We start from the raw sequence: 23728 nt of genomic DNA, 5'->3' as shown, positions 1-23728 counted from the left end.
GTTTGTCAGGCTCACCAACTGACAGGCAGGCAGGCATGACGAAATGGCACACGGCTACGGCTGAGGAACTCGCGCGCAATGAGCAACGCTCCGGTTGGCGTACGATACGGAAAGTTTCTCCTTATCTCTGGCCAGATGACAAACCATGGGTGAAACATCGCGTGGTGCTGGCATTGTGCATGCTGTTGGCTTCCAAGGTGATCGCTGTCTATTCGCCGATGCTTTACAAAGGCGCCGTGGATGCGCTGGCCAATGAAGGTGTGCCGCCATTGGCCCTCGGGGCGGTTGGGTTGACTGTTGCCTATGGCATGGCCCGTTTGATGACCAATGGCTTCCAGCAGTTGCGCGATGCGGTGTTTGCCAAAGTGGCGCAACGTGCCCTGCGCCAACTGGCACTGGAAACCTTTGAGCACATCCACCGCCTGTCGATGCGCTATCACATCACCCGCAAAACTGGCGGCTTGAGCCGCATCATTGAGCGCGGTGTGAAAGGTGTGGAGTTCCTACTGCGCTTCCTGCTGTTCTCCATCGGCCCGCTGGTGCTCGAACTGTTGATGATCTCCGCGATCTTCTATTGGCTGTTTGACGCGCGCTATCTGGCCGTTGTGGGCGTGACCATCTCGATCTACATCTGGTTCACGTTCAAGGTCACCGAATGGCGCGTGAAGCTGCGCCGTCAGATGAATGACCAAGATACGGATGCCAATCAGAAGGCGATCGACAGCCTGCTGAATTTTGAGACTGTCAAGTATTTTGGTGCGGAAAAACGAGAGGCTGCGCGCTATGACAGCGCCATGGCCGGTTATGAGGAAGCCGCGCTAAAGACTTCATATTCCTTGGCTTTTTTGAACTTTGGACAGTCCTTTCTGATCACCTCCGGGCTTGTCATTGTGATGGTTATGGCTGCGATTGGCGTGCAAAACGGCGACCTGACTGTGGGCGATTTTGTCATGGTCAACGCCTATATGGTGCAGATCACCATGCCGTTGAATTTCCTGGGCACGGTCTATCGCGAAATCCGTCAGAGCCTTGTCGACATGGGCGAGATGTTTGAACTGCTCGAACAGCCCGCCGAAGTGGCTGACAAACCTGATGCAAAGCCCTTGGCCATCAAAGACGGGTCCATTTCGCTGGACTCTGTGGCCTTTGGCTATGAGGCCGAACGCGCCATTCTGAAGGGCGTGAGCCTAGAAGTGCCGGGTGGGCAGACGGTTGCGATTGTGGGTGCGTCGGGATCCGGGAAATCCACCATCGGCCGTCTGTTGTTCCGGTTCTATGATGTGCAGGGGGGGGCGCTAAGGATTGACGGCCAAGACGTGCGTGACGTGCAACAAGAGAGTCTGCATGACGCTATTGGGGTGGTGCCGCAAGACACGGTGCTGTTCAACGACACCATCCGCTACAACATTGCGTATGGGCGCGACGGGGCGACGCAGGACGATGTTGTCGCTGCTGCCCAGGCTGCGCAAATCCATGACTTCATTGCGGCGTTGCCGGATGGCTATGACACGGCGGTTGGTGAACGGGGGCTCAAACTTTCTGGCGGCGAGAAACAGCGTGTGGGCATTGCACGGACGTTGCTGAAGAACCCGCCGATCCTGTTGTTGGACGAGGCCACCTCAGCGCTGGACACCGAAACCGAGCAAGGCATCAAGGAAGCTTTGGCGCGAGCTGGAGAGGGCCGCACCGTGATAACAATCGCACACCGTCTGTCCACCATCGCAGAAGCTGATCGGATTGTTGTGTTAGAAAAAGGCGAGGTGGTCGAAGAAGGCACGCACGGTGCGCTTTTGGAAAAAAGAGGCCGCTACGCGCAGCTCTGGACCCGTCAGCAGGCGGATGAAGACGCCGCCTGAGTTTCATCAAAACCTCAGGGACCAGCCTGTCTTTGACGGGCTGGTTGTGGGTTTGGTTAGGTCAGCCAGATTGTGGCGATTTCTTCCGATATCCAAGTACCGTTTGCTCCGGCAACTGCCAGGTAGGTTCCCAGGACAATCAACCCCAGGTGCAAAACAACAATGGCGTTGAGATAATACCCAAACGGCTGTTTGCGGGTTTTGTGATGAAACCGTTTCTGCGCCACTTTTGCGCCTACAGACCCCCCAATGAGCGCGAGCGACAGGAGTGTGCGCTCGGAAATACGGTCTTCACCGTATATGGCGCGTTCCTTGTCTGCGTGAAAAAAGGTGTATGTCACCAGGTTCAGCGCAAGCCAAAACACCATCACCAAACCCGTTAAAATAAGGGCTGGGAGCGCAGGTGACAGAGACGTGCTGACTGCTAAGTCCAACATAAAAAGGCCTGTAATAATGTCGCCGCAAGAATTGTAGTGCGACACGTATAAGGCGAAATGCGCTGCAAAAAAAGAACATTATGGATGAATGAAAAACGCGCCCCCGGAAGGAGCGCGTTTTTTTTTCACTGTACGTCGTTTTATTCAGCGGCTTGAATGCCCCCAGTATCTGGATCGTCATTGGCCGCTTTGCCACCACGCGGGGCCTCAACCTCTGGCGCAAGGTCATTGGGGTCGACCTTGGCAGGGCGGTTGGACGGTTTTGTGGTGCGTCCGCTCGGAGAGGAGCTTTCCATCACCACTTCGGTGGTTTCATCCCACAGCAACACCGGGTGTTTTACTTTGCGCGCCGCGCGGCGCAGCGCCCAATCCTGACCAGCTTGCGAGGTGCGGCCAAAGGACAGGCGTGCCAACAGGCGCATCATCCAGTTGAAGTAGGTGCTGGCCCAAACCCGCGCTGCCAACATGGAAGGTGTGAACACCAATGTCAGCACAGTTGCGATGCCCAGACCAAACACCACGGCCGTCGCCAGCTGTTTCCACCACAGGGACGTGGGGCTGTCGATGGAGTAGCCACCATTGATGAAGTCCAGGCTCAGGCCAAACATCATCGGCGCGAGGCCTGCCATTGTGGTGATGGTGGTCAGCAGTACTGGACGGATACGGCTCTGTGCGGTGCGCACAATTGCGTCGATCCGCGGCATGTATTGGCTGTATTCTTGATAGGTATCGATCAGAACAATGTTGTTGTTCACCACAATCCCCGCCAGGGCTACAATGCCGGTACCGGTCATGATGATCGAGAACGTTTGATCCATCACCAGCATTCCTACCAGCACACCGGCCGTGGACAGAACGACCGCCAGAAGCACCAGCACCGAGTTGTAGAAGCTGTTGAACTGCGCCAACAGGATCACAAACATCAACCCCAGTGCAGCGGAGAAGGCGCTCATCAAGAAGGCGCCGGATTCGGCCTGTTCTTCCTGATCGCCGGTCCACTCCCAACTGATTGAGCTGCCAAATGGATTGGTGTTGAGCCACTCTGTCAGCACTTCGATGCGTTCCGTTGCCGTCACAGGGATGCGACGTGCTCCATCATTAATGGCCGCCTGCAACTCGATGGCGGACTTCGCATTTTCTAGGGCAAATAAGGTGAATTGATCGCCATTTGGAGTGGAGATCACTGTGTCGCTTGTGGACTCACCGTCCGCTAGTGTCTTCAAAACAGCCAGAGTGCGGGCTTCTTCGCCGTCACCGGATACAATTTTGACAAGACCCGGCACAAAGTCGGCTTTCACGTCATAGTAGCGCTCTTGATCAACCCGGCTGATCGAGGCGCGTTTTGGCACAGGGAAGCGTGTAACAAAGTTGGACAACGGGACAAGCCCGTCGTTGGTGCGTACCTTAAGTGTGTCCAATGTTGAAAGCACACGGTCTTGATCAGGCAAACGCAGACGGATTTCAATTTCTTCATCTGAGCTTTCCACGCGCATGGTGTCCAGCAGAATGCCACGCGTCACCAGTTGCACCATCGCACCAACGGTGGCCACATCCGCGCCGTAGCGGCCGGCTTTGGCCACATCCACGTCAATTTGCCAGTCAATGCCAGGCAAGGGCAGGGTGTCTTCAACCAAAGTCAAACCTGTGGTCGCCTCAAAGGTCTCCCGTGCGGTGGCAGCGGCGACGTTGAGTTCGTCCCAGCCATCACCTTTAATCCGCAGATGAATGGGTTTGCCAGAGCCAGGACCCTGTTCGATGGGGCTGGTTTCCACAAAGAACCCAGGCAGTTTTGCCAGTTCCGCGTCCAACTCGCTCAGCACGCGATTGCCACCAAATTCTGGCGAACTTACGTCCCGCTCCAAGAGGCCAAAGAACCATGTCTCGCGCGCAGTAGGGCGATCTTCCCAAGGGATGATCTCAAACTGGACCTGGCCAACTGTGTCAGGTGGCGAGTTGCCACCCCCTGGGCCGCCTGTGTCCAAGCCTCCCTTGCCGGCAAAGGAGAACACGTTGATCACTGCCGGATGCTGCATGATGATGGTTTCAGCTTCACGCACCATGTCGTCTTTTTCAGCAAGCGATAGGTTGCCACGTGCCCGCACATAAGCCGTGGCTTGCTCCGGCTCAGTGGCGACGAAGAATTCGACACCTTTACTGTTCTCGCCAAAGTACCCGAGGATCGAGACAACAGTGAAGATCACCGCAGCGATGGAAACCAGCGGCATGATTGGGTTGCCGACGATAAAGCGCATCAGGTAGCCAAAGCCATTGTGACGGAAGCCAGATTTCACGTTGCGGCGTTTGCGTGTGATTTCGGCGGCACTCATGGTGATCGATGCTGCAAACGCAGACAAAACAAACAGCACGCCTCCGGCTATCAGAACCCCTGTGGTGGAGCCATCGTCGCCAGATGCATAAGTTGCGTTCAACATCTGCATTAGGCCAGCAAACATACCGTAGAGCGGGACCGGAACCATCAGGGCGCGAACGACCCACGGCAGACGGGCTTTTAACCCTTCAGACGCATGATCGAACACCCGGCTCAAGCGGCCAGAGATACCGCCCACAACCGGCAGATAGATCAGTGCCACCAGCAAGGATGCCGACAGTACAAAGATCATTGTGACCGGCAACATGCCCATGAATTCGCCCGGCACACCCGGCCAGAACAGCATCGGCAGGAAGGCACAAAGCGTGGTCGCGGTGGAACTGACGATGGGCCAAAACATCCGCTGCGCAGCCTCAACATAGGCGTGCATCGGGCCGACACCCTCCTTGATGCGTTTGTCGGCGTATTCCACCACAACAATGGCGCCGTCCACCAGCATCCCCACAGCAAGGATCAGACCAAACATCACCATGTTGGAGATGGTCACACCCATCAGTGCGAGGAAGGCAAAACACAGCAGGAAAGAGGCTGGAATAGCAAAACCCACCAGCATGGCGGCGCGACTGCCCAGCGAGGCCAGAACCACAATCATCACCAGTGCAATCGCCGTCAGAACTGAGCCTTCGAGCTGACGCACCATTGAGCCGACAACGCGGCTCTGATCATTGGAGGTGCCAACATGTACCGCCGCCTGAAGCTCTTCAGGCCAGCTTTCTTGCGCCTTGGCCAGTGTGGTTTTGATTTGATCCACGGTGTCGATGATGTTGAAGCCTTTGCCTTTCACCACCTGCAGTGCAACCGTGTTTTCGCCGTCAAACCGCGCAGTGCCCGCACGGTCTTCAAAGGTGAAGTTGATCTCAGCAAGATCGCCCAGCGTCACAATCCGCTCACCGTTGGTTTTCACCGGCAATTCATAAATGTCGCTGACATCGTTGAACGAGGAGGGGATTTTGACAGAGAACGTACCTTGATTGGTTTCGACTTCACCCGCCGCAATCAGTTGGTTGTTGTTCTGAACAACACTGATCAGCTCGGGCGCGGTGACGTTGTAGGATTCCAGTCGCAGCGGGTCGATCACGACCTCAACCATTTCGTCGCGGTTGCCGGCAATCGGCGCTTCCAGAACCGCGTCGATGGCTTCAAAATCATCCTGCAGGTCTTTGGCCAAACGCGCCATCGTGCGTTCAGGAACATCACCGGACAGGTTCACAATCACGATTGGGAACTCAGAAAAGTTGATTTCCGAGATTGTGTATTGATCGGCGCCTTCGGGGAAATTGGCTTGCGCCGTGTTCATGGCGTCGCGCACATCAGCGATCGTTGCGCTTTTGTCCCAGCCAAAGTCGAATTCCAGCAGCAAAGAGGCGTGGTTTTCTGAGGCGATGCCGCTCATCTTGTCGAGGCCATCCAGATCGACAGCCTCTGTCTCCATTGGTTTCACCAAAAGGCTTTCTGCATCCTCTGCGGAAATCCCTGGATAGCTGACAGAGACGTAAAGGATTGGGATGTCGATGTCTGGCTCGCCTTCCTTAGGAAGGCTTGCGTAGGAAAAGGCGCCAATCACCAGGGAAATGACGATGAACGCCAGGATCATTCGGGCGCGTTCGGCGGCCCAGGTGATGGCGCCGGTCATTGGTCAAGCTCCCGATATGTCGGCGCGACGTGAACACCCTCTATCACAAATTCATGACCCACGATGATCACGTCAGCCTTGTCCGGCAATCCGCCAACCCAGATACCGTCAATTCCATCCCGGAGCAGATCCACTGCTTTGAACGCCACAATGCCGCCGTCTTGCACGATGCGAACCCCCAAGGTGCCCTCATCATTCAGTGTCAGCGAGGACTGGGGCAAGAAATGTGCGGCTGCGCCGTCGGCTGAGATCATAATTTCGGCGGTTTGACCGTCACGGATAGCCAAGTCTTGGTTTGGCACGGTGACTTCAACACGGAACGTGCGCGTTTGAGGGTCAGCAGACCGGGACACAAAGGTCACTTGGCCGGTCACTTCCTGACCGGTTGTCAGGCGTGCACCCGCCAGAGATCCTTCGTTTACGCGGCTGATGTCGGTTTCCGGCACAAAGCCAACCACGCGAATGGGGTCAAGCCGCAAGACAGTGCCGCAGAGGCTGCCCGGTTGCATCAAGCTACCCAGTTCTGCCGTTTTGCTCTCAAGTAGGCCGTCAAACGGCGCCACCATGGTCAACCGGTCAACCTCGCGCTCCGCAGCGGCGACAAGCGCCTGAGCCGATTCGATGCCGGCCTGCGTGCTTTCCAAACCCGAAGTGGCCGCTTGAATCGACGCCTCAGCAGCGCGTACGCCTGCCGCAGTGCTCGCAACACGTGTGGAAGAGGCAAAGCCACCTTCCGACAGTTTGCGCGCTGCATTGTCGTTGATTTTTGCCTCTTCCAGCCGCGCTTCGGCTTCCGCTACAGAGGCCTGCGCGCTTGGAATGCGCGCTCGTGCCTCGAGAAGTCTTGCCTTAGCTTCCGCCAAAACCGCTGTACTGGTGCCCACGTCCAGACGACATAGTTCCTGACCTGCGCTCACGCTGGAGCCGCGTCTCAGCGGTTCAGTGATCACCAGACCACTGGTTTCCGCACGTACCTCAACCTCACGATCCGCCTCGGTTTCGCCACGCAGTACAACTGCGCTATCGATGGTGCGGGCTTCACTGCGTACAGCGACAACACGAATAAGTTTGGACGTTTCAGGTGTCTCGTCTGTCTCGGTTTCGGCAGCGACGTCAGCATTCTCTTCGCTCACCTCTTCGGCAGCGCCGTTACCAGCAAAAGCAGCGAGTCGGTCACGTTCTACCACTACAAAATACAAAACTGCCGCGACAAGAAGTGCGGTCAGAACCGGAATAAGCCGCATATTATGGCCCCTGTTGCTTAACGTGCGCCCTCCCGCGCACAAATATTGGACGACATATTGGCGTTCGCGCCCCGAGAAACAACCTCAGATGCTAAAATTTGGACTCATCGGTTCAAATTACTCCGGAAGTTTCTAAAAAAGCTGTGGGAACGATGTGCCTTTGCCACAGTACTTGGCACTTTGAAAACAAAACGATAAGACAAGGCAAACCGACAGGAGAGCAGGCGTGAGCAATACCGACAGTTTCATCGAAGAAGTCACCGAAGAAGTGCGCCGTGACCGCCTATTTGGCCTCATCCGCCGCTATGGCTGGATAGCCGTTGTGACTGTTATCGCCATTGTTGGCGCCGCAGCGTTCAACGAGTACCAGAAAAGCAAGGCTCGCACCGCAGCCCAAAACACGGGTGACGCTTTGATTGGTGCAGTGTCCTCCAGTGACGCGGCAGAACGGGTAGCAGGCCTCAGCGATCTGACCACTGAGTCGCCAGACGCTCAGGTTGTTGCCGATATGCTTTTGGCCACCCACCAGATCGAAGTTGGCTCCGGCGAAGAAGCGGCGCAAACTCTGAATGGGATCACTACGAGTGATCTTGAGACACCGGAAATCTATCGTCAGATTGCCGCCTTCAAGGCGGTTCTGGCGGAAGGTAAAAACACGCCGGTTGCCGATCGGCGCTTGGCGCTTGAAGCGTTGGCCGGTCCCGGTATGCCGCTGGCACTGCCTGCCCAAGAGCAACTGGCGCTGCTGAGCCTAGAAGAAGGTGATGTTGAAGGTGCCATCACGCAGCTACAGGCTCTCATTCAAGATGCGGCAGTCACCTCAGGCTTGCGCAACCGCGCGTCTCAGTTGATTGTGGCACTTGGCGGAACACCGGCGAACACCGCGCCCGTTCTGGCTGATCAATAAGAGTTGCAGGGTGGGGGACTCAGCAGTGAAACGTTTGTCTTGGATTTTGACCGCGGGTGTTGCCTCCGCGGCACTGCTGTCGGCTTGTGCGGAGCCAGAAATCATCCTGGTTGGCGACCGTGAAGATCTTATTCCGTCAGAGGAAGTGATCGAAAACAAAGACCTCGCCATCAGTTTACCAGCGCAGAGCAATAATGCTCAGTGGACCGGTCGTATTGGCACGCCCAGCACGCGCACAGCAAACGCAGCGCTATCTCAGCGCCCAGTACTCGCTTGGTCGACGTCCATCGGCGCCGGTGAGTCGCGCAAAACACGTATTACCGCTGATCCGGTGGTCGCCGAGGGCCGCATCTTCACCGTGGATGCAGAAGCGACGGTGACAGCCACAAGCAGCGGTGGTCAATTGCTTTGGTCCCGAGACATGACACCCCCCAATGACAAAGCCGGTCAAGCCTCCACAGGCGGATTGGCCTACGGCAAGGGCAAACTCTTTGTCACCACTGGCTTTGGCAGCATTCGTGCGTTGGATCCGGCAACCGGCGCCGATCTTTGGGAGCAAAAGTTCCAATCCGTCGGCAGCGGCACACCCACAGTCTACGGGGACCTTGTCTATGTGGTTTCCGGCGACGCCACGGCCTGGGCGCTTGAAGTGGAAACCGGCAAGATTGCCTGGCAAATGCTGTCCATTCCAAACGTGCAAAACGTACAAAGCCCGGCGGCACCTGCCATCACGGATCGTTTGGCAATTTTCCCTTATGGGTCCGGTGAAATCCAAGCCGCGTTCCGCCGCGGTGGTGTGTCTCGTTGGACCGCAGGCCTATCAGACACCCGCCCAGGGCGCGCTGTGAATACCGTGGGCGACATCTCCGGAGACCCGGTTGTTGTTGGTGATACAATTTATGTGGCCAACCACTCTGGCCGCATGGCGGCGTTTGACGCTGAAACCGGTCAACGTAAATGGACTGCGGGTCAGGGCGCTCTAAGCCCAGTTTTCCCCGCAGGCGGCTCGCTGTTCCTGGTGTCGGAAACCAATGAACTGTTGAGACTGGACGCCCGTGACGGCACCCGTATCTGGGGCTATACTCTGCCACAATTTGTAAAAGACAAACCCAAGAAGCAATCAGCAGTGCACGCGCACTATGGTCCTATTCTCGCAGGCGGACAGTTGGTTGTTCCGTCTTCAGACGAAGTGGTCCGCTTCTACAATCCGCGCAATGGCCTGCTCACCCACACGGTGGAATTGCCGCATGGCGCGGCCACCAATCCGGTTGTGGCAGGTGGTGTTCTCTACGTGGTGAACCGCAAAGGCGAATTGTACGCTTTCCGTTGACGCATTTATGATGTATCGGAGCGACTTCAGACGTTCCGGAGATCTGTCATGAGTTTTACGCTCGCCATCGTGGGCCGCCCAAATGTGGGCAAATCCACCCTGTTCAATCGCCTTGTGGGCAAAAAGCTGGCGTTGGTTGACGACCAGCCTGGCGTCACGCGGGATTTGCGCGAGGGGGATGCCAAACTGGCGGACTTGCGGTTCACGGTGATTGATACCGCCGGTCTGGAAGACGCCACTGACGACAGTCTGGAAGGCCGCATGCGGCGTCTGACTGAACGTGCAGTGGATATGGCGGACGTGTGTCTGTTTATGATTGATGCCCGTGCGGGTGTGACACCAACCGATATGATTTTTGCAGAAATTCTGCGCAAACGGTCCGCACATGTGATCCTTGCCGCCAACAAAGGCGAAGGCCGGGCTGCGGATGCGGGTATGATTGAGGCCTATTCTCTTGGGCTTGGCGAGCCGATCCGCCTTTCAGCAGAGCACGGTGAAGGGTTGAATGATCTCTATACCCACCTCATGCCAATCGCAGATGATTTCTCCAGCAAAGCCGAAGCCTTGGCTGATGAAGTTGAAGTGGATGTGGAGCTGGACGAGGAGGAGGAAGATGAGCATTTTGATCCTGAAAACCAGAAACCATCCCAACTGATCACAGAGCAGCGCCCTTTGCAGATTGCCGTGGTGGGACGACCCAATGCGGGCAAGTCCACCCTGATCAACCAGATCATTGGTGAGGATCGTCTTCTCACAGGGCCTGAGGCCGGCATCACCCGCGATGCGATCAGCCTGCGCACCACGTGGAACGACACCCCGATGCGGATCTTTGACACCGCTGGCATGCGTAAAAAAGCCAAGGTGCAAGACAAGTTGGAAAAACTGTCGGTCGGCGATGGTCTACGTGCGGTGAAATTTGCCGAAGTTGTTGTCGTGCTTTTGGATGCCGCTATTCCATTTGAACAGCAAGATCTGCGCATTGCCGATTTGGCAGAGCGCGAAGGCCGCGCCGTGGTCGTGGCCGTCAACAAATGGGACATTGAGGAACACAAGCAAGAGAAGCTGCGCGACCTCAAAGAATCCTTCAATCGCCTTCTTCCGCAACTGCGGGGCGCCCCCCTGATCACGGTTTCGGCAAAGACGGGACGTGGCCTGGACCGCTTGAACGAAGCGATTCTGCGAGCCTATGACACATGGAACCGCCGCATTCCGACGTCTTGGTTGAACCGTTGGCTGGTGGAAATGCTGCAACAGCACCCGCCCCCCGCGCCGCAGGGTAAGCGCATCAAACTGCGCTATATGACGCAAGCCAAGACCCGTCCTCCTGGGTTTGTGGTGATGTGTTCTCACCCGGACAAGCTGCCGGAAAGCTATTCGCGTTATCTGGTAAATGGGTTGCGGGAAACCTTTGACATGCCAGGCACACCCATTCGTCTGTTTATGCGCGGGCAGGGCGACAAAAACCCCTATAAGGGCAAAAAGAAGTCGACCCCGTCTCGCTTGCGCAAACATATCAAGGGACGTGACGCGGGTTTCTAATCGCCTTCACAAAGTCATTCTTAAGTTTTTCGTCGCCGTGCAGTCTTCTGCGCGGCGACTGTGCATTGTGGCGACGTAAATTCGCGTTATAGTCTTGTTATGTGGTCTGTATATTCTGGGACTGCGTGTGCCTTGATACCCAAGCCCCATAGGGCCCAGGCAGAAATATTGATTTGAGAAGAGAGGTTTGCGATGGAGATTCGCGAGCGCTTGAAAGAATTCACAGTGCAAGATGACCGGCTTGGCGCGGTCAGTTTCTTTGGTACCTTTGTGGTCTACTTTGCCACGCTTTACGGGGCAATTGTCAATCAGGGCACCTGGTACATCCTGATCCCAATGATGGTGCTCAACGGCCTCTCAGCGGTGCGGCTTTATGTGTTACAGCATGACACCGGCCACGCGTCACTGTTCAAAAGTCGCAAACACAACGACTGGGCCGGCGAGGTGCTGTCGGTTGTGACCTTCGCGCCATACGCCGCTATGCGTCACAATCACAACATGCACCACAGCCACCTTGGTAATCTGGAGCATCGCGAAACCGGCGAAATCCACACCATGACAGTTCGGGAATGGAACGAGGCTGGTTTTTGGGAACGCCTGCAATATCGGCTTTACCGTAACCCGTTTGTTCTGATTCCTCTGGGCAGCCTGTTCACCTATTTCATCCGCTACCGTTGGCCCAAGAGTGCGCTCAGCATGTGGAAATCGGTTCTGCTGCACAATGTTGCGATCTTTTCCTATATGGGGGTGCTCTATGCCCTCGCAGGCTGGGGCGGTGTTTTGATCTGGTTCCTGGCGTCGTTCTTTGGCGGCATGGTTGGGGTGTTTATGGTCTACCTGCAGCATAATTTTGAGGACACTTATTGGGATCGCCGCCCGGACCTCGACCCACGTCTCGCGGCGTTGCAAGGCTCCTCCGCGCTGGATCTCGGCTGGTGGATGGATCTGGCCTCAGCCAATATTGCCTATCACGACATCCATCACTTCAACGCCCGCATTCCACATTACAACCTGCGTAAATGCCACCAGATGATCCGTGCGGAATATGACCTGCCCACCATCGAGTGGCCAGAAGCGATCCGGTCGTTTTCGTTGAAGTTATGGGATGAGGAGCAGGAGCGGCTGGTGCCGTTTCCCAAGAACCAAACGCAAGGCGCGGTACCGGCGGAGTAGGCCGGGGGCCATCCCCCGGACCCCCGGGATATTTGGGGAATGAGAAAACAAAAAGCGCGGCTCCATCGGGCCGCGCTTTGATTTTTTGTTGTTGAGCAGTGACTTAGGTCAGATTTCCGTCCGCTGTTAGCGTGGATTTGCCACCCAGATAGGGCACCAGCACCTCTGGCAGCACCACGGAGCCATCGGCCTGTTGACCGTTTTCCAGAACCGCAATCAAGCAGCGGCCTACCGCAAGGCCAGAGCCATTTAACGTGTGCACATATTCCGGTTTTCCGCCATCGGCGGGGCGGAAGCGGGCGTTCATGCGGCGGGCCTGAAAGGCACCAGTGGTGGAAACAGAGCTGATCTCGCGATAGGCATCTTGGCCCGGAATCCACGCCTCGATGTCATAGGTGCGGCGCGCGCCAAAACCCATGTCGCCGGTGCAGAGCACAACGGTGCGGTAAGGGATCTGCAGTTTTTCCAGAATGCCCTCGGCGCAGCCCAACATGCGTTTCTGCTCATTGTCAGACTCGTCTGGGTGGGTGATCGAGACCATCTCCACTTTTTCAAACTGGTGCTGACGCAACATACCGGAGGTGTCTTTGCCTGCGCTGCCAGCCTCGCTGCGGAAACACAGCGAATGCGCGGTCATACGGATCGGCAGCGCACTTTCGTCCAGAATGTCAGCGGCAACCGAGTAGGTGAGCGGGATTTCTGAGGTGGAAATCAACCACCAGCCATTGGTGGTCTGATAGCTGTCCTCAGCAAATTTTGGCAGCTTGTCGGTGCCATACATCGCCTCATCGCGCACCAGAACCGGTGTGTTGACCTCGGTCAGCCCGTTTTCATCCACATGGGTGTCGATCATGAACTGCGCCAGCGCGCGATGGATACGCGCCACAGCGCCTTTGAGCATCACAAACCGAGCGCCGGAGATTTTGGCGGCGGTTTCGAAATCCATGCTTGCAGAAACGCCGCCAATCTCGAAGTGTTCAACCGGTGTGAAATCAAAAGATTTTGGCGTGCCCCACTGCTTGATCTCAACGTTGTCGTCCTCATCCGCGCCGTTTGGCACATCCTCGGCTGGCAAGTTGGCAATCCGCGCCAAAGCGTCGGTCAGCTTGGCGTCGATCTCTTTGGCCTCGTTTTGCATCGCGGCCACTTCGGTTTTTTTCTCACCCACTAGTGCGCGCAGCCGTTCAAATTCAGCCTCGTCACCTTTGGCTTTGGCAGCGCCAACCTCTTTGGCCGCCGCTTTTTGTGCCGCTTGAGCCGCCTCAGCCGCGCCAATTTTGGCACGGCGCTCTTCATCCAAAGCCAACAGGGAGGATGACATGGCCGCATCCCCACGGCGGGTCAGGGCGGCGTCAAAAGCGGCCGGGTTTTCGCGGATCGCCTTAATGTCATGCATCTCTCTTATCCTTCATGCTTAAGCTGAGTCGTTTCACGCTTCCGCTTATGCCGGAAATCGGGCTTCATCGTAACCACCCGGCGTTCGCAGCGCGCCCTACAGCCTCTTAAGGGAACAAGGCGCTTCGTCAAGGGCTTTGACACCTTGCAAGTGTCGCCAATGCCCCATAGGTTCCCTGCGACTTTTACGGGGCAATCCCGCACTTACAGAGGACCTGACACCATGGACCAAATCGGCCAGTTTCTGCCGCTCATTCTGATCTTTGCGATCATGTATTTCCTGCTGATCCGTCCGCAGCAGAAAAAAGTAAAAGAACACCAAGCTATGGTGACCGCCGTGCGTCGCGGTGATCAGGTTGTGACCCAGGGTGGTCTGATCGGTAAGGTGAGCAAGGTCAAAGACGACAATGAAGTTGAAGTTGAGCTGGCCGAAGGCGTGAAAGTGCGCGTGGTGAAAACCACCATCGCTCAGGTCACCTCCAAGACCGAGCCGGCCAAAGCCGACTAATCCACCTTTAAACAAGACCAACAGGGCATCTAACATGCTGCAAATTGACCTTTGGAAACGGGTCCTGATCTGGCTCACCTGCGTGGTGGGCTTGCTTCTGGCCATGCCAAACGCGTTTTATCCGAGGGTTGAGGCCCATAATGATGCTGTTGCTGACCGCGAGGTTGGCATTGTGAACGAAAACACCGAGGCGCTGATTGCCGGATGGCCATCCTTCCTGCCGTCGCGCCTGGTGAACCTTGGTCTTGATCTGCGCGGTGGTGCACACCTTCTGGCCGAAGTGAAGGTCGAAGATGTCTATGCCGCGCGCATGACATCAATGTGGCCAGAGGTGCGGGACCTACTGCGTGGCGAACGTTCCACCGTTGGCACCATCCGCCAGCAGCCGGGTCCAGAAACCGAGCTGCGCTTCAAAATCTCCAAGCCGGAAGCCATTCAGGAGGCCGCAAGCCTTGTGCGTGGTTTGGCCCGTCCGGTGACCTCGATCACCGGGGCCGGGGCCAGCGACATTGTGGTGCGCACCGAAGGGGACACCATCATTGTGGAATTGTCAGACGCCGAGAAACTCGCCTCTGACCAACGTACCGTGCAGCAGGCACTGGAAATCATCCGCCGCCGGATTGACGAAGTGGGCACACGCGAGCCCACCATTCAGCGTCAGGGCTCGGATCGCATTCTTATTCAAGTGCCGGGCATTGGCTCCGCGTCGGAACTCAAAGAGATCATTGGCACCACCGCGCAGTTGACCTTCAATCCGGTTGTCGGCCGTGCCTCTGATCCAGACGCCTCCGCAGGTGTTGGCAACAAAGTGCTGCCATCGCTTGACGAAGAGGGTGTGTATTACATCGTTGAAGCGGCCCCTGTTGTGACCGGCGAAGAGCTGGTCGACGCGCAGCCTAGCTTTGATCAAAACAACCGTCCTGCGGTGTCTTTCCGGTTCAACCCAACTGGTGCGCGCAAGTTTGGCGACTACACGGCGCAAAACATCGGCAGCCCGTTTGCCATTGTGCTGGATGACGAAGTTATCTCGGCACCGGTCATTCAGGCGCACATTGCAGGCGGCTCCGGCATCATCACGGGTCGTTTCTCTGTCGAAGAAAGCACCAACTTGGCTGTGCTTCTGCGTGCGGGCGCCTTGCCTGCGGAGCTAACTTTCCTCGAAGAACGCACCATTGGTCCAGAGCTGGGGCAAGACAGCATCGAAGCAGGCCGCATTGCCTGTATCGTGGCTTTTGTTGGTGTGCTGGTGTTTATGTTCCTGAGCTACGGCACGTTTGGCGTCTTTGCCAATATCGCGCTGATCATCAACGTTGGCCTGATCTTCGGCCTGTTGAGCCTCATCGGTGCGACGCTGACTTTGCCGGGTATTGCCGGGATCGTTCTGACCATCGGGATGGCGGTGGACGCCAACGTGTTGGTGTTTGAACGCATCCGCGAAGAGCTGAAATCCGCCAAAGGTCCAGCCCGTGCCATTGAGCTTGGCTATGAGAAAGCGCTCTCTGCAATCTTGGACGCTAATATCACGACCTTCATCACCGCTGTGATCCTGTTCGCTGTGGGCTCTGGCCCTGTGCGCGGCTTTGCCATCACGCTCGGCCTTGGCATTCTCACCTCGGTCTTCACCGCGATCTTTGTGACGCGTGTGCTGATCGTGATGTGGTTTGAACGCCGCCGTCCCAAGACAATCGAGGTATAAGCCATGCGTTTGAGACTTGTTCCACAAGAGACCAAATGGGATTTCTTCGCCCGCCCAACGCTGTGGCTTGGCATCTCCGGTGCTTTGATGGTGGCGGCTATGGTGAGCTTCTTCCTTCAGGGCCTTAACTTCGGCATCGACTTCCGGGGCGGAACCACCATCCGTACCGAAAGCGCGCAGGAGGTGGTGATCGCAGATTACCGCCAAGCGATTGAGCCGCTGGAGCTCGGGGACATTTCAATCACCGAGGTGTTTGATGTGACCTTTGAAGAAGATCAGCACGTCACCATGATCCGCATTCAGGCCCAAGAGGGCGAAGAGGCGGTGACCGCTGACATGATCAAAAAGGTAGAAGTACAGCTGCAAACCGTGGCGCCGGATATTACCTTTGTGTCGGTCGAGTCGGTTGGCCCAAAAGTGTCTGGCGAGTTGATCAACACTGCGGTGATTGCGGTTCTGCTCGCGATTGGTGCTGTACTTGTTTACATCTGGCTACGCTTTGAGTGGCAGTTTGCTGTGGGCGCTGTGATGGCGCTGATACACGACGTGGTGCTGACCATCGGTGTGTTCTCGGAGCTGCAGATCAAATTTGACCTGGCCATTATCGCGGCGCTGCTGACCATTGTCGGCTACTCGCTGAACGATACGGTGGTGGTGTTTGACCGCGTGCGGGAAAATCTGCGGAAATACAAGAAGTTGGAGCTAAAGGAGGTGCTGAACCTCTCGATCAACGAAACCTTGAGCCGGACGGTGATGACCTCCGCCACCACATTGCTGGCGCTGATTTCCCTGTTTGTGCTAGGCGGCGACGTGATCCGTGGCTTTGTCTTTGCCATGATCTGGGGCGTGATTGTCGGGACCTATTCCTCGATCTTCATCGCCTCTGCAGCGCTTCTGAAATTTGGCGTAAAACGCGATTGGTCCAAGCAGGCCAACACCGCCGGCAACAAGTTTGCCGATATCGACGCCTGATCTCCTGACCCAGGCACTGGCCATTGATGGCCTTGCCTGGGTTGCTTTGGCCGCCTTTGTGGCCGGCATTGTGCGTGGCTTCTCCGGTTTTGGCACCGCGCTGATCTATCTCCCCATCGCCGCACAAGTCATGCCGCCCCTCTGGGCGATTGTTTCCTTGGCTGGCTTGGACATCATTGCCCCCTCGGTTCATATCCCTGCTGCGCTGCGCAATGGCCACAAACGTGATCTGCTGCGCCTGATGATCGGTGTGGTTCTCATGCTACCTGTGGGCCTTTGGCTGCTGACGCGCACGGACCCCAGCATTTTTCGCTATCTCGTGTCTGTGCTGTCCATTGGCATGTTGGCCGTGCTGCTGTTGGGGTTTCGCTATCGCGGCACTGTCACCGGCCCAATGGTCTATGGTATTGGCGGGGCAGGTGGCTTGCTTGGTGGAGCCGCAGGCCTGCCCGGTCCGCCGGTAATTCTATTCTACATGGCTAGCCCCCATGGGCCGTCCGTGATCCGTGCCAACACCTCTGCCTATCTGTTTTTCTATGACATCCTGCTGGTGATTGTTCTGTTGATCCTCGGCCAATTTGATCCGGCGCCTTTTGTTCTGGGCCTCATGCTCTCGATCCCGGCCATGGCGGGCAATCTTTTGGGCGGCTGGCTCTTCCATCCGCGTTATGAGCGGCTATACCGAGGTGTGGCCTATTTGATCATCGCCAGCGCGGCGGTGTCCGGATTGCCTTTCCTAAGCGGCGGAGGATGACCCCATGCAGATGACCGAAGTGACCTATGCGGACGCAATTCCGATCGATAGCTACGGACCGGGCTTTTTCCGCATTGGCGGCGAAGTCATTACCGGCGGTGTGATTATCCATGCCAAGGGCGCACGCAGTTGGAGCGGTTTTGAGGACGTTGAGTCGGTGTTGGCCATAAAAGGTGAAATCGACTTCATCTTAATGGGTACGGGCGCAAATCTGACGCCGGTGCACTCTGCCTTTCGCCAGACGTTGGAAGAGGCGGGCATCGGCGTAGAGCCGATGGCTTCGCCGACGGCGTGCCGCACCTATAACGTGCTGGTCAGCGAAGGCCGCCGTGTGGCGGCGGTGATGTTGCCTGTGCCAGAGGAAAGCTAAGGCAAAAGTGTTGCGCAACGGTCGGTGCGATCACAGTGTTTGATTTAGGTTAAGGTGCACATCCCCACCTCCGCGATACAGCCACAATACAGACGTGATACCGACGTCGAAATTCAGCGGGTTCAAAAGGTTAATCCTTTTGCCGGCCAAGGGGATGGGGTAAGCCTCACAATATGATTTTACGTGTCAAAGATGTCAGCGTGGCCCGCGGCGGTGTGGCAGTTTTGGAAGGTCTCAGCTTTGAGATCAACCCAGGACAGGCGTTGATCGTAAAAGGCCCAAATGGCGTTGGTAAAACCACGCTGTTGCGCACGGTTGCTGGCCTGCAACCGCCTTTCAAGGGCCAAGTGGAAGCACCGGAGGAAGCGGTGGCCTACGCCGCGCACAGCGATGGCCTAAAAACCATGCTCAGCGTCGAAGAGAACCTGCGATTTTGGGCTGATGTCTTTGGTCAGTCAGATATCGAAAAAGCCATTCAAGCCTTTGATCTTGTTGAGCTACGAAGCCGCTTGGCGGGCAGTCTTTCAGCCGGTCAAAAGCGCCGTCTTGGCCTTGCGCGCTTGCTGGTGACCGGTCGACCGATTTGGGTTCTGGATGAGCCAACCGTCTCGCTGGACACCGCGTCTGTGCAGCTTTTTGCTGATGCCGTGCGTGCCCATCTGGCCGAAGGGGGCAGCGCCTTGCTTGCGACCCACATTGATCTTGGTTTGGACGTGACCATGCTGGACGTGGGTCCGTTTCGCGCCAAACAAGGCGACGCGCCGATCAGCGGCTATGATGAGGCGTTCCTATGAAAGCACTGCTGCTTCGCGACTTGAAACTCGCCTTCCGGGCCGGTGGCGGCTTTGGTCTTGGCATCGCGTTTTTCCTTATTGTTGTGATACTTGTGCCTTTTTCGGTTGGCCCGGAAAGTGGCCTTCTGACCAAGATTGCACCCGGTGTTCTGTGGCTTGGCGCTTTGCTCGCCTGTCTCCTTTCGCTGGACCGCATTCTCGCGCTGGACTGGGAAGACGGCACGCTTGATCTCGTCGCCACATCCCCACTTCCGCTGGAAGGGGTGGTCTCCGTCAAAGCACTGGCACATTGGATCACCACTGGCGTGCCGCTGGTCGTTGCTGCCCCGGTGTTTGGCGTGCTGCTCAATCTACCGCCGCAAGGCTTTGTCTGGCTGGTGGCATCTCTGGCTCTTGGCACGCCTGCGCTCAGCGTGATCGGCACTTTTGGCGCCGCTCTTACAGTGGGTATCAAACGCGGAGGTTTGCTACTTTCTCTTTTGATTCTACCACTTTACGTGCCAACGCTGATCTTCGGCGCAGAGCTTGCCCGTCGCGGTGCGGAAGGTCAGGATGTAACCACACCGCTGCTGATGCTCGCGGGGATCACCTTTGGCGTGATAGCGCTTTTGCCATTTGCCAGTGCTTTGGTGTTGCGGATGAATCTGCGCTAGCCTGCGCCGGACTTAATCCATATCAAGGCACCTGTGTTGCTCTCATGGAAGTGAAGTGCACAAACAACGACGACAAGATAGGACATCCTCATGGGATCGATCTGGGAATATGCCAATCCGGTGAAGTTCAGCCAAACCGTATCGCGGTTTTTGCTGCCGGTAGCCACAATTGCCGCAATCGCAACGGTTGTGGGATTGATCTGGGGTTTTTTCTTCACGCCGGATGACTACCGCCAAGGCGCAACCGTAAAAATCATCTATTTGCATGTGCCCGCGGCACTGATGGCAATCAACATCTGGTTCATGATGCTGGTGACTTCGCTGATCTGGCTTGTACGTCGCCATCATGTGAGTGCCTTGGCTGCCAAAGCTGCAGCGCCTGTGGGTGTTGTGATGACTTTGATCGCTCTGTGGACCGGTGCGGTCTGGGGACAGCCGATGTGGGGCACTTGGTGGGCCTGGGATCCACGTCTGACGTCTTTCTTGATCTTGTTCCTGTTTTACCTCGGGTACATTGCACTTTGGGAAGCGATTGATAACCCGGACACCGCGGCCGATTTGACCGCCGTGCTCTGTATTGTTGGCTCCGTCTTTGCCATGCTCAGCCGCTATGCGGTGAACTTCTGGAACCAGGGGCTGCACCAGGGCGCATCCATCATGCGGGCAGGGGCCGTGACTGGGGGAGACACGGAGGAAAAGGTTTCCAACGTGTTTTTCTACCCACTGATGATGTGCATTATTGGCTTTGTTCTATTCTTCGTCGCGTTGGTGCTGCTGCGCACACGCACTGAAATTCACAAGCGGCGCACCCGCGCGTTGCTGGCACGGGAGCGTTTGGCATGATGCCTGATCTGGGGAAATACGCCGACACGGTGTTGTCGTCTTACGCGGTCTCATTGCTGTTGATTGGCGGCTTGATCTGGTGGAGCCTACGCGCGGCGCGCAAAGCCCGTGCAGACCTGGACGATGTGGAAGGGCGCCGCAAATGAGTGATACGCCAGCAAAAAAGAAAATCTCTCCGCTGATGTTTCTTCCGCCGCTGCTGTTTGCGGGTCTGGCGGCGATGTTCCTCTTGGGCATGCAACGGGAAAACCCCAATGAGCTACCAAGCGCCTTGGTGGGCGAGCAAGCCCCGGATGTACAGATCACCATGCTGGGCGACAAAGAGATGTGGGACGACAGTGCGCTACGCACCGGCAAACCGACATTGGTGAATTTCTGGGCCAGCTGGTGCGGCCCGTGCCGCGTGGAGCATCCAAACCTGATGGATCTCCAAGCCGAAGGTCTGACCATTCTTGGTGTGAACTATAAGGATTCTCCAGGTAATGCTTTGAGCTTCCTAAGTGAATTGGGCAATCCCTATACTGCCGGCGGAGCGGACACCACAGGCCGGATGGCGCTGAACTGGGGCGTATATGGCGTGCCAGAAACCTATTTGGTGGATGGCGAAGGCAACATCCTGCTGCGCATTGCAGGCCCGGTGACCGAGCGAGAAGTGGAAGGTCGTATCCGCCCCGCACTGGAAGCGCTCAACTAACGCGACCCACCCTCAGAAACAAGAAAAGGCCTCGGTGCAGGGATGCGCCGAGGCCTTTTCTTTGACCGGCCGAGGCTTAGTCCTCAATCATGTCCACGCGGGTGCCGTGGCGACCTCCTTCGAATTCTGCGTCGAGATAGGCGTCCACAATCTCCAGCGCGACACCTTCGCCCACGACACGTGCCCCAATCGACAGCATGTTGGCGTTATTGTGGGCGCGGATCATTGCGGCGGAAAACGTGTCCGAGCACACGCCGCAGCGAATGCCAGGCACCTTGTTGGCCGCCATCATGATGCCTTGGCCCGTGCCGCAGAGGATGATGCCCAGATCGCAGTCACCAGAGGCCACACGTTCCGCAGCGGCCTTGCCGTGCAAAGGGTAGTGGGTGCTTTCGGTGGTGATTGGACCGATGTCGACCACCTCATATCCTTTGGCAGTCACATGGGTGGCAACCGCTTGGCGTAGATCAATGGCGGCGTGGTCGCTGGAGAGCACGATACGTTTGGTGTCAGACATGAGAGGCAGACCTTGTTGTGAGTGATGGCCTGTCCATAGGGACATTATCGCCCAAGCGCAATTGCGCCAAACAGGCCGTGGCCTGTGATCACGAGGTGACGCTCACTCTTTCTCTCGAAACCTTGATTGGCATGTCACATGCTATGCGCATAAAACAAAAGAGGGGATACACTCTATGGAATGGACCAGAGTATGATCGGACAGATTGGCATCCGAGCCACGGGCGCATTTGCTGCGCTGTGGCTGAGCCTGACATCACCGCTGGCTGCAGAAACTGCTCCGGTGGTGGTGGAGCTTTACACCTCTCAAGGCTGTTCCAGCTGTCCCCCTGCGGATGACTATTTTCATAGAGAATTGGCTGGGCGCGAGGATGTGATCGCCTTGGCGTTCCACGTGGACTACTGGGATTATATCGGCTGGAAGGATATCCACGCTGATCCGGCCTATACTCAGCGTCAGCACAGCTACGCTCGAGCGGCCGGCCATCGGTCAGTCTATACACCTCAGATGATTGTAAACGGCAAAGACCATGTGGTTGGCGCCCATCCCGGCAAGGTTGAGGGTCTCATCAAGACCCACAAGAAAAATACAGCGTCTGTTGATCTGTCCATCGCCCGGGACGGCAATCAGCTGCGGATCAAGGCCACGGCAACACAACCCAAACCCATGCAAGTTCACGTAATTCGCTACAAGCAGGCGGAAAAAGTCTCGATCAAGCGCGGTGAAAATGCGGGTCGAGTGCTCACTTATGCCAATATCGTTTCGGAGTGGACAACTGTGAAAGACTGGAATGGCCGCTCTGCGTTTTCTACCAATGTGCGGGTAAAGGGGGACGCGCCAATCGTGGTGCTGATCCAACGTGAAAACGGCGGCCCCATCGAGACCGCCGCACGTATCAAGTAAATGAAGTCACGAAATTACTCGTCTTCCTCGTCATCTTCGGAAATGAGTTCAATCTCGCCAAGTTCAACCAAGTCGCGAACCGCTTTTGTGATCTCTGACATAGCGGCTTCAGCCTCCTTGGTCTTCACTTTGCCACGCTCTGTGATGCCTTCGCGCAATTGATCGGCCATACGACTTGACATGTTGGAGAGAATAAACTCGGTCGACATGCCGAAGTCGCCTTCGGTCGCAAAAGCCAACGCCGTGATCAATGCGGCTTCGTCGAGGTCTTTTACCAGCTTTGGAACATCCAGCGGCTTTACGCGTTTTGCGATATGCGCGTAGGTGAAGATGCGACGACGTACGGCCCCAGCAAACTCGGCATCCTTTTCGTCCAGCGAATCCAGGACTTCGTCGCGGGTTGCGGTGGATGCGCTGTTGAGAATCGCGCCCAAACGGTCTTCAGGGCCTTGTTTGAAGGCTTTAGGAGGGCGGTCCTCGATCTGGCAGGCCAAGGTTAGGCCAATGCGGTCCACTGCCTCCGGCGTGATGCTTGCCGTCATGGACATGGCAAATGTGATGCGGCGTGCCTTGTCGCCCGGAAGTTTGGCCAGTACCTCGGCGGCTTTGTCTACGGGCAGCTTGGAGATCAGGACAGCTGAGACTTCGATGCTCTCACCATCAACCATTTCGATCAGCTCTTGGGTGGACAACTCTTTGATCCGCGCCCATGGGTTCCCAATCATGCGCACCCCGGCTTCTTTTCGCAGGCGAGCTTCAGTCATTGGGCTGATCTGCCCCTGAAGCACACTGAGTGCACCAGAAATGCCGTTTGGGAAAGAAAGACCAATCGATTCAAGTTCTTGCGCAAACTCCATAAGCACATCGCCGAGTGTCTCACGGTCGATATATCCCATGTCACCCATCATATAGGTGAGATCTGCCTGATGGTTATCAGACAGTTCCGCAAGGGCAAGTTCCGCCCCTTCGTTAAGCAGAAAGCGTACGATGATTGCCGCTTTCTGCGGGCGGGAGAGATTGGTTTTGCGCATGCCGCCCAATGCAGGCATGTCATCGATGCCGCCTAAAGGCGCCAAAGGAATCGCATTGTCCATCAAAGTCTCCATATGTCTTGAGCGCCA

At 56.5% G+C, this 23728-nt stretch carries 22 protein-coding genes; 16 read left to right on the top strand and 6 right to left on the bottom strand.

The features are described from left to right. Window positions 1-35 precede the first annotated feature (35 nt). Complete coding sequence (locus QOL67_RS20365) at window positions 36-1856, top strand: ABCB family ABC transporter ATP-binding protein/permease (protein ID WP_283427832.1); 1821 nt, start codon at window positions 36-38, stop codon at window positions 1854-1856. A gap of 56 nt (window positions 1857-1912) precedes the next feature. Here QOL67_RS20365 and QOL67_RS20360 read toward each other — a convergent pair whose 3' ends face one another. From QOL67_RS20360 to QOL67_RS20350, 3 genes are all read right to left on the bottom strand, one after another. Continuing rightward, window positions 1913-2293, bottom strand: a complete 381-nt coding sequence (locus QOL67_RS20360) for a DUF1294 domain-containing protein (RefSeq protein ID WP_283427831.1) — start codon at window positions 2291-2293, stop codon at window positions 1913-1915. Between the two features lie 140 nt (window positions 2294-2433). After that, window positions 2434-6315, bottom strand: coding sequence for an efflux RND transporter permease subunit (locus QOL67_RS20355; protein WP_283427830.1), 3882 nt, complete (start codon window positions 6313-6315; stop codon window positions 2434-2436). Beyond that, window positions 6312-7559 (bottom strand): efflux RND transporter periplasmic adaptor subunit, encoded by a 1248-nt coding sequence (locus tag QOL67_RS20350; protein WP_283427829.1) that lies wholly within the window; start codon window positions 7557-7559, stop codon window positions 6312-6314. Before QOL67_RS20350 ends, QOL67_RS20355 begins: the two co-directional genes overlap by 4 nt. Before the next feature lie 226 nt (window positions 7560-7785). Between QOL67_RS20350 and QOL67_RS20345 the strand changes: the two genes are divergently transcribed. The 4 genes from QOL67_RS20345 (at window position 7786) to QOL67_RS20330 (ending at window position 12508) form a co-directional block, all read left to right on the top strand. Further along, window positions 7786-8466: a DUF2659 family protein gene (locus QOL67_RS20345; protein WP_283427828.1), complete on the top strand. Its 681-nt coding sequence runs from the start codon at window positions 7786-7788 to the stop codon at window positions 8464-8466. Window positions 8467-8491: 25 nt separating this feature from the next. After that, a complete protein-coding gene (locus QOL67_RS20340) occupies window positions 8492-9796 on the top strand; it encodes a PQQ-like beta-propeller repeat protein (protein ID WP_283427827.1) in 1305 nt (434 codons plus the stop codon). Between the two features lie 48 nt (window positions 9797-9844). Beyond that, window positions 9845-11335, top strand: a complete 1491-nt coding sequence (gene der / locus QOL67_RS20335; protein WP_283427826.1) for a ribosome biogenesis GTPase Der — start codon at window positions 9845-9847, stop codon at window positions 11333-11335. Between the two features lie 192 nt (window positions 11336-11527). Further along, entirely contained in the window at window positions 11528-12508 is a 981-nt protein-coding gene (locus QOL67_RS20330) for a fatty acid desaturase (protein ID WP_283427825.1), read from the top strand. A 103-nt stretch (window positions 12509-12611) separates the two neighbouring features. On the opposite strand, the gene serS is transcribed toward QOL67_RS20330, so the two are convergent. After that, window positions 12612-13904 carry a serine--tRNA ligase gene (gene serS / locus QOL67_RS20325; RefSeq protein WP_283427824.1) on the bottom strand — a complete coding sequence of 431 codons (1293 nt, stop codon included), beginning with the start codon at window positions 13902-13904 and terminating at the stop codon, window positions 12612-12614. 222 nt (window positions 13905-14126) lie between these two features. Between serS and yajC the strand changes: the two genes are divergently transcribed. The 10 genes from yajC (at window position 14127) to QOL67_RS20275 (ending at window position 21187) form a co-directional block, all read left to right on the top strand. Continuing rightward, window positions 14127-14411, top strand: coding sequence for a preprotein translocase subunit YajC (yajC, locus tag QOL67_RS20320; RefSeq protein WP_283427823.1), 285 nt, complete (start codon window positions 14127-14129; stop codon window positions 14409-14411). A 34-nt stretch (window positions 14412-14445) separates the two neighbouring features. After that, entirely contained in the window at window positions 14446-16107 is a 1662-nt protein-coding gene (gene secD / locus QOL67_RS20315; protein WP_283427822.1) for a protein translocase subunit SecD, read from the top strand. A gap of 3 nt (window positions 16108-16110) precedes the next feature. Next, on the top strand, window positions 16111-17079 hold the full coding sequence (gene secF, locus QOL67_RS20310) for a protein translocase subunit SecF (protein ID WP_283427821.1): 969 nt from the start codon (window positions 16111-16113) through the stop codon (window positions 17077-17079). After that, window positions 17060-17833 carry a sulfite exporter TauE/SafE family protein gene (locus tag QOL67_RS20305; RefSeq protein WP_283427820.1) on the top strand — a complete coding sequence of 258 codons (774 nt, stop codon included), beginning with the start codon at window positions 17060-17062 and terminating at the stop codon, window positions 17831-17833. The genes secF and QOL67_RS20305 overlap by 20 nt, the downstream gene beginning before the upstream one ends. Window positions 17834-17837: 4 nt before the next feature. Continuing rightward, window positions 17838-18203, top strand: coding sequence for an Mth938-like domain-containing protein (locus tag QOL67_RS20300; RefSeq protein ID WP_283427819.1), 366 nt, complete (start codon window positions 17838-17840; stop codon window positions 18201-18203). A 173-nt stretch (window positions 18204-18376) separates the two neighbouring features. Then, window positions 18377-18997 carry a heme ABC exporter ATP-binding protein CcmA gene (gene ccmA / locus QOL67_RS20295; RefSeq protein WP_283427818.1) on the top strand — a complete coding sequence of 207 codons (621 nt, stop codon included), beginning with the start codon at window positions 18377-18379 and terminating at the stop codon, window positions 18995-18997. Then, a complete protein-coding gene (ccmB, locus tag QOL67_RS20290) occupies window positions 18994-19650 on the top strand; it encodes a heme exporter protein CcmB (RefSeq protein ID WP_283427817.1) in 657 nt (218 codons plus the stop codon). Before ccmA ends, ccmB begins: the two co-directional genes overlap by 4 nt. Window positions 19651-19740: 90 nt before the next feature. Then, window positions 19741-20493 (top strand): heme ABC transporter permease, encoded by a 753-nt coding sequence (locus QOL67_RS20285; RefSeq protein ID WP_283427816.1) that lies wholly within the window; start codon window positions 19741-19743, stop codon window positions 20491-20493. Beyond that, complete coding sequence (gene ccmD / locus QOL67_RS20280; RefSeq protein ID WP_164646516.1) at window positions 20490-20639, top strand: heme exporter protein CcmD; 150 nt, start codon at window positions 20490-20492, stop codon at window positions 20637-20639. The genes QOL67_RS20285 and ccmD overlap by 4 nt, the downstream gene beginning before the upstream one ends. 35 nt (window positions 20640-20674) lie before the next feature. Continuing rightward, entirely contained in the window at window positions 20675-21187 is a 513-nt protein-coding gene (locus QOL67_RS20275; RefSeq protein ID WP_283427889.1) for a DsbE family thiol:disulfide interchange protein, read from the top strand. 76 nt (window positions 21188-21263) lie between these two features. Here QOL67_RS20275 and rpiB read toward each other — a convergent pair whose 3' ends face one another. Continuing rightward, the gene (gene rpiB, locus QOL67_RS20270; RefSeq protein ID WP_283427815.1) at window positions 21264-21704 is read right to left on the bottom strand and encodes a ribose 5-phosphate isomerase B; all 441 of its coding nucleotides are present in this window, start codon (window positions 21702-21704) and stop codon (window positions 21264-21266) included. A 192-nt stretch (window positions 21705-21896) separates the two neighbouring features. On the opposite strand from rpiB, the gene QOL67_RS20265 reads away from it, so the two are divergent. Next, window positions 21897-22607, top strand: a complete 711-nt coding sequence (locus tag QOL67_RS20265; protein ID WP_283427814.1) for a DUF1223 domain-containing protein — start codon at window positions 21897-21899, stop codon at window positions 22605-22607. A 14-nt stretch (window positions 22608-22621) separates the two neighbouring features. Here the strand turns inward: QOL67_RS20265 and QOL67_RS20260 are convergent, their stop codons facing one another. Then, on the bottom strand, window positions 22622-23701 hold the full coding sequence (locus QOL67_RS20260) for a flagellar motor switch protein FliG (protein WP_283427813.1): 1080 nt from the start codon (window positions 23699-23701) through the stop codon (window positions 22622-22624). Between the last annotated feature and the right edge of the window lie 27 nt (window positions 23702-23728).

This window comes from Shimia sagamensis (assembly GCF_900182745.1).
GTDB classification, from domain to species: Bacteria; Pseudomonadota; Alphaproteobacteria; order Rhodobacterales; family Rhodobacteraceae; genus Shimia; species Shimia sagamensis.
The sequence above is the reverse complement of the archived record's forward strand: the minus strand, read 5'-3'. Positions and strand labels throughout refer to the sequence as shown.

Bases quoted from the DNA above. Each gene is read 5' to 3' on its own strand.
- QOL67_RS20300 (WP_283427819.1), top strand. From the start codon at position 17,838: ATGCAGATGACCGAAGTGACCTATGCGGACGCAATTCCGATCGATAGC.
- QOL67_RS20285 (WP_283427816.1), top strand. From the start codon at position 19,741: ATGGGATCGATCTGGGAATATGCCAATCCGGTGAAGTTCAGCCAAACC.
- der (WP_283427826.1), top strand. From the start codon at position 9,845: ATGAGTTTTACGCTCGCCATCGTGGGCCGCCCAAATGTGGGCAAATCC.
- serS (WP_283427824.1), bottom strand. From the start codon at position 13,904: ATGCATGACATTAAGGCGATCCGCGAAAACCCGGCCGCTTTTGACGCC.
- QOL67_RS20355 (WP_283427830.1), bottom strand. From the start codon at position 6,315: ATGACCGGCGCCATCACCTGGGCCGCCGAACGCGCCCGAATGATCCTG.
- ccmD (WP_164646516.1), top strand. From the start codon at position 20,490: ATGATGCCTGATCTGGGGAAATACGCCGACACGGTGTTGTCGTCTTAC.
- rpiB (WP_283427815.1), bottom strand. From the start codon at position 21,704: ATGTCTGACACCAAACGTATCGTGCTCTCCAGCGACCACGCCGCCATT.
- QOL67_RS20275 (WP_283427889.1), top strand. From the start codon at position 20,675: ATGTTTCTTCCGCCGCTGCTGTTTGCGGGTCTGGCGGCGATGTTCCTC.
- QOL67_RS20350 (WP_283427829.1), bottom strand. From the start codon at position 7,559: ATGCGGCTTATTCCGGTTCTGACCGCACTTCTTGTCGCGGCAGTTTTG.
- yajC (WP_283427823.1), top strand. From the start codon at position 14,127: ATGGACCAAATCGGCCAGTTTCTGCCGCTCATTCTGATCTTTGCGATC.
- QOL67_RS20360 (WP_283427831.1), bottom strand. From the start codon at position 2,293: ATGTTGGACTTAGCAGTCAGCACGTCTCTGTCACCTGCGCTCCCAGCC.
- QOL67_RS20260 (WP_283427813.1), bottom strand. From the start codon at position 23,701: ATGGACAATGCGATTCCTTTGGCGCCTTTAGGCGGCATCGATGACATG.
- ccmB (WP_283427817.1), top strand. From the start codon at position 18,994: ATGAAAGCACTGCTGCTTCGCGACTTGAAACTCGCCTTCCGGGCCGGT.
- QOL67_RS20330 (WP_283427825.1), top strand. From the start codon at position 11,528: ATGGAGATTCGCGAGCGCTTGAAAGAATTCACAGTGCAAGATGACCGG.
- QOL67_RS20365 (WP_283427832.1), top strand. From the start codon at position 36: ATGACGAAATGGCACACGGCTACGGCTGAGGAACTCGCGCGCAATGAG.
- secF (WP_283427821.1), top strand. From the start codon at position 16,111: ATGCGTTTGAGACTTGTTCCACAAGAGACCAAATGGGATTTCTTCGCC.
- ccmA (WP_283427818.1), top strand. From the start codon at position 18,377: ATGATTTTACGTGTCAAAGATGTCAGCGTGGCCCGCGGCGGTGTGGCA.
- secD (WP_283427822.1), top strand. From the start codon at position 14,446: ATGCTGCAAATTGACCTTTGGAAACGGGTCCTGATCTGGCTCACCTGC.
- QOL67_RS20265 (WP_283427814.1), top strand. From the start codon at position 21,897: ATGATCGGACAGATTGGCATCCGAGCCACGGGCGCATTTGCTGCGCTG.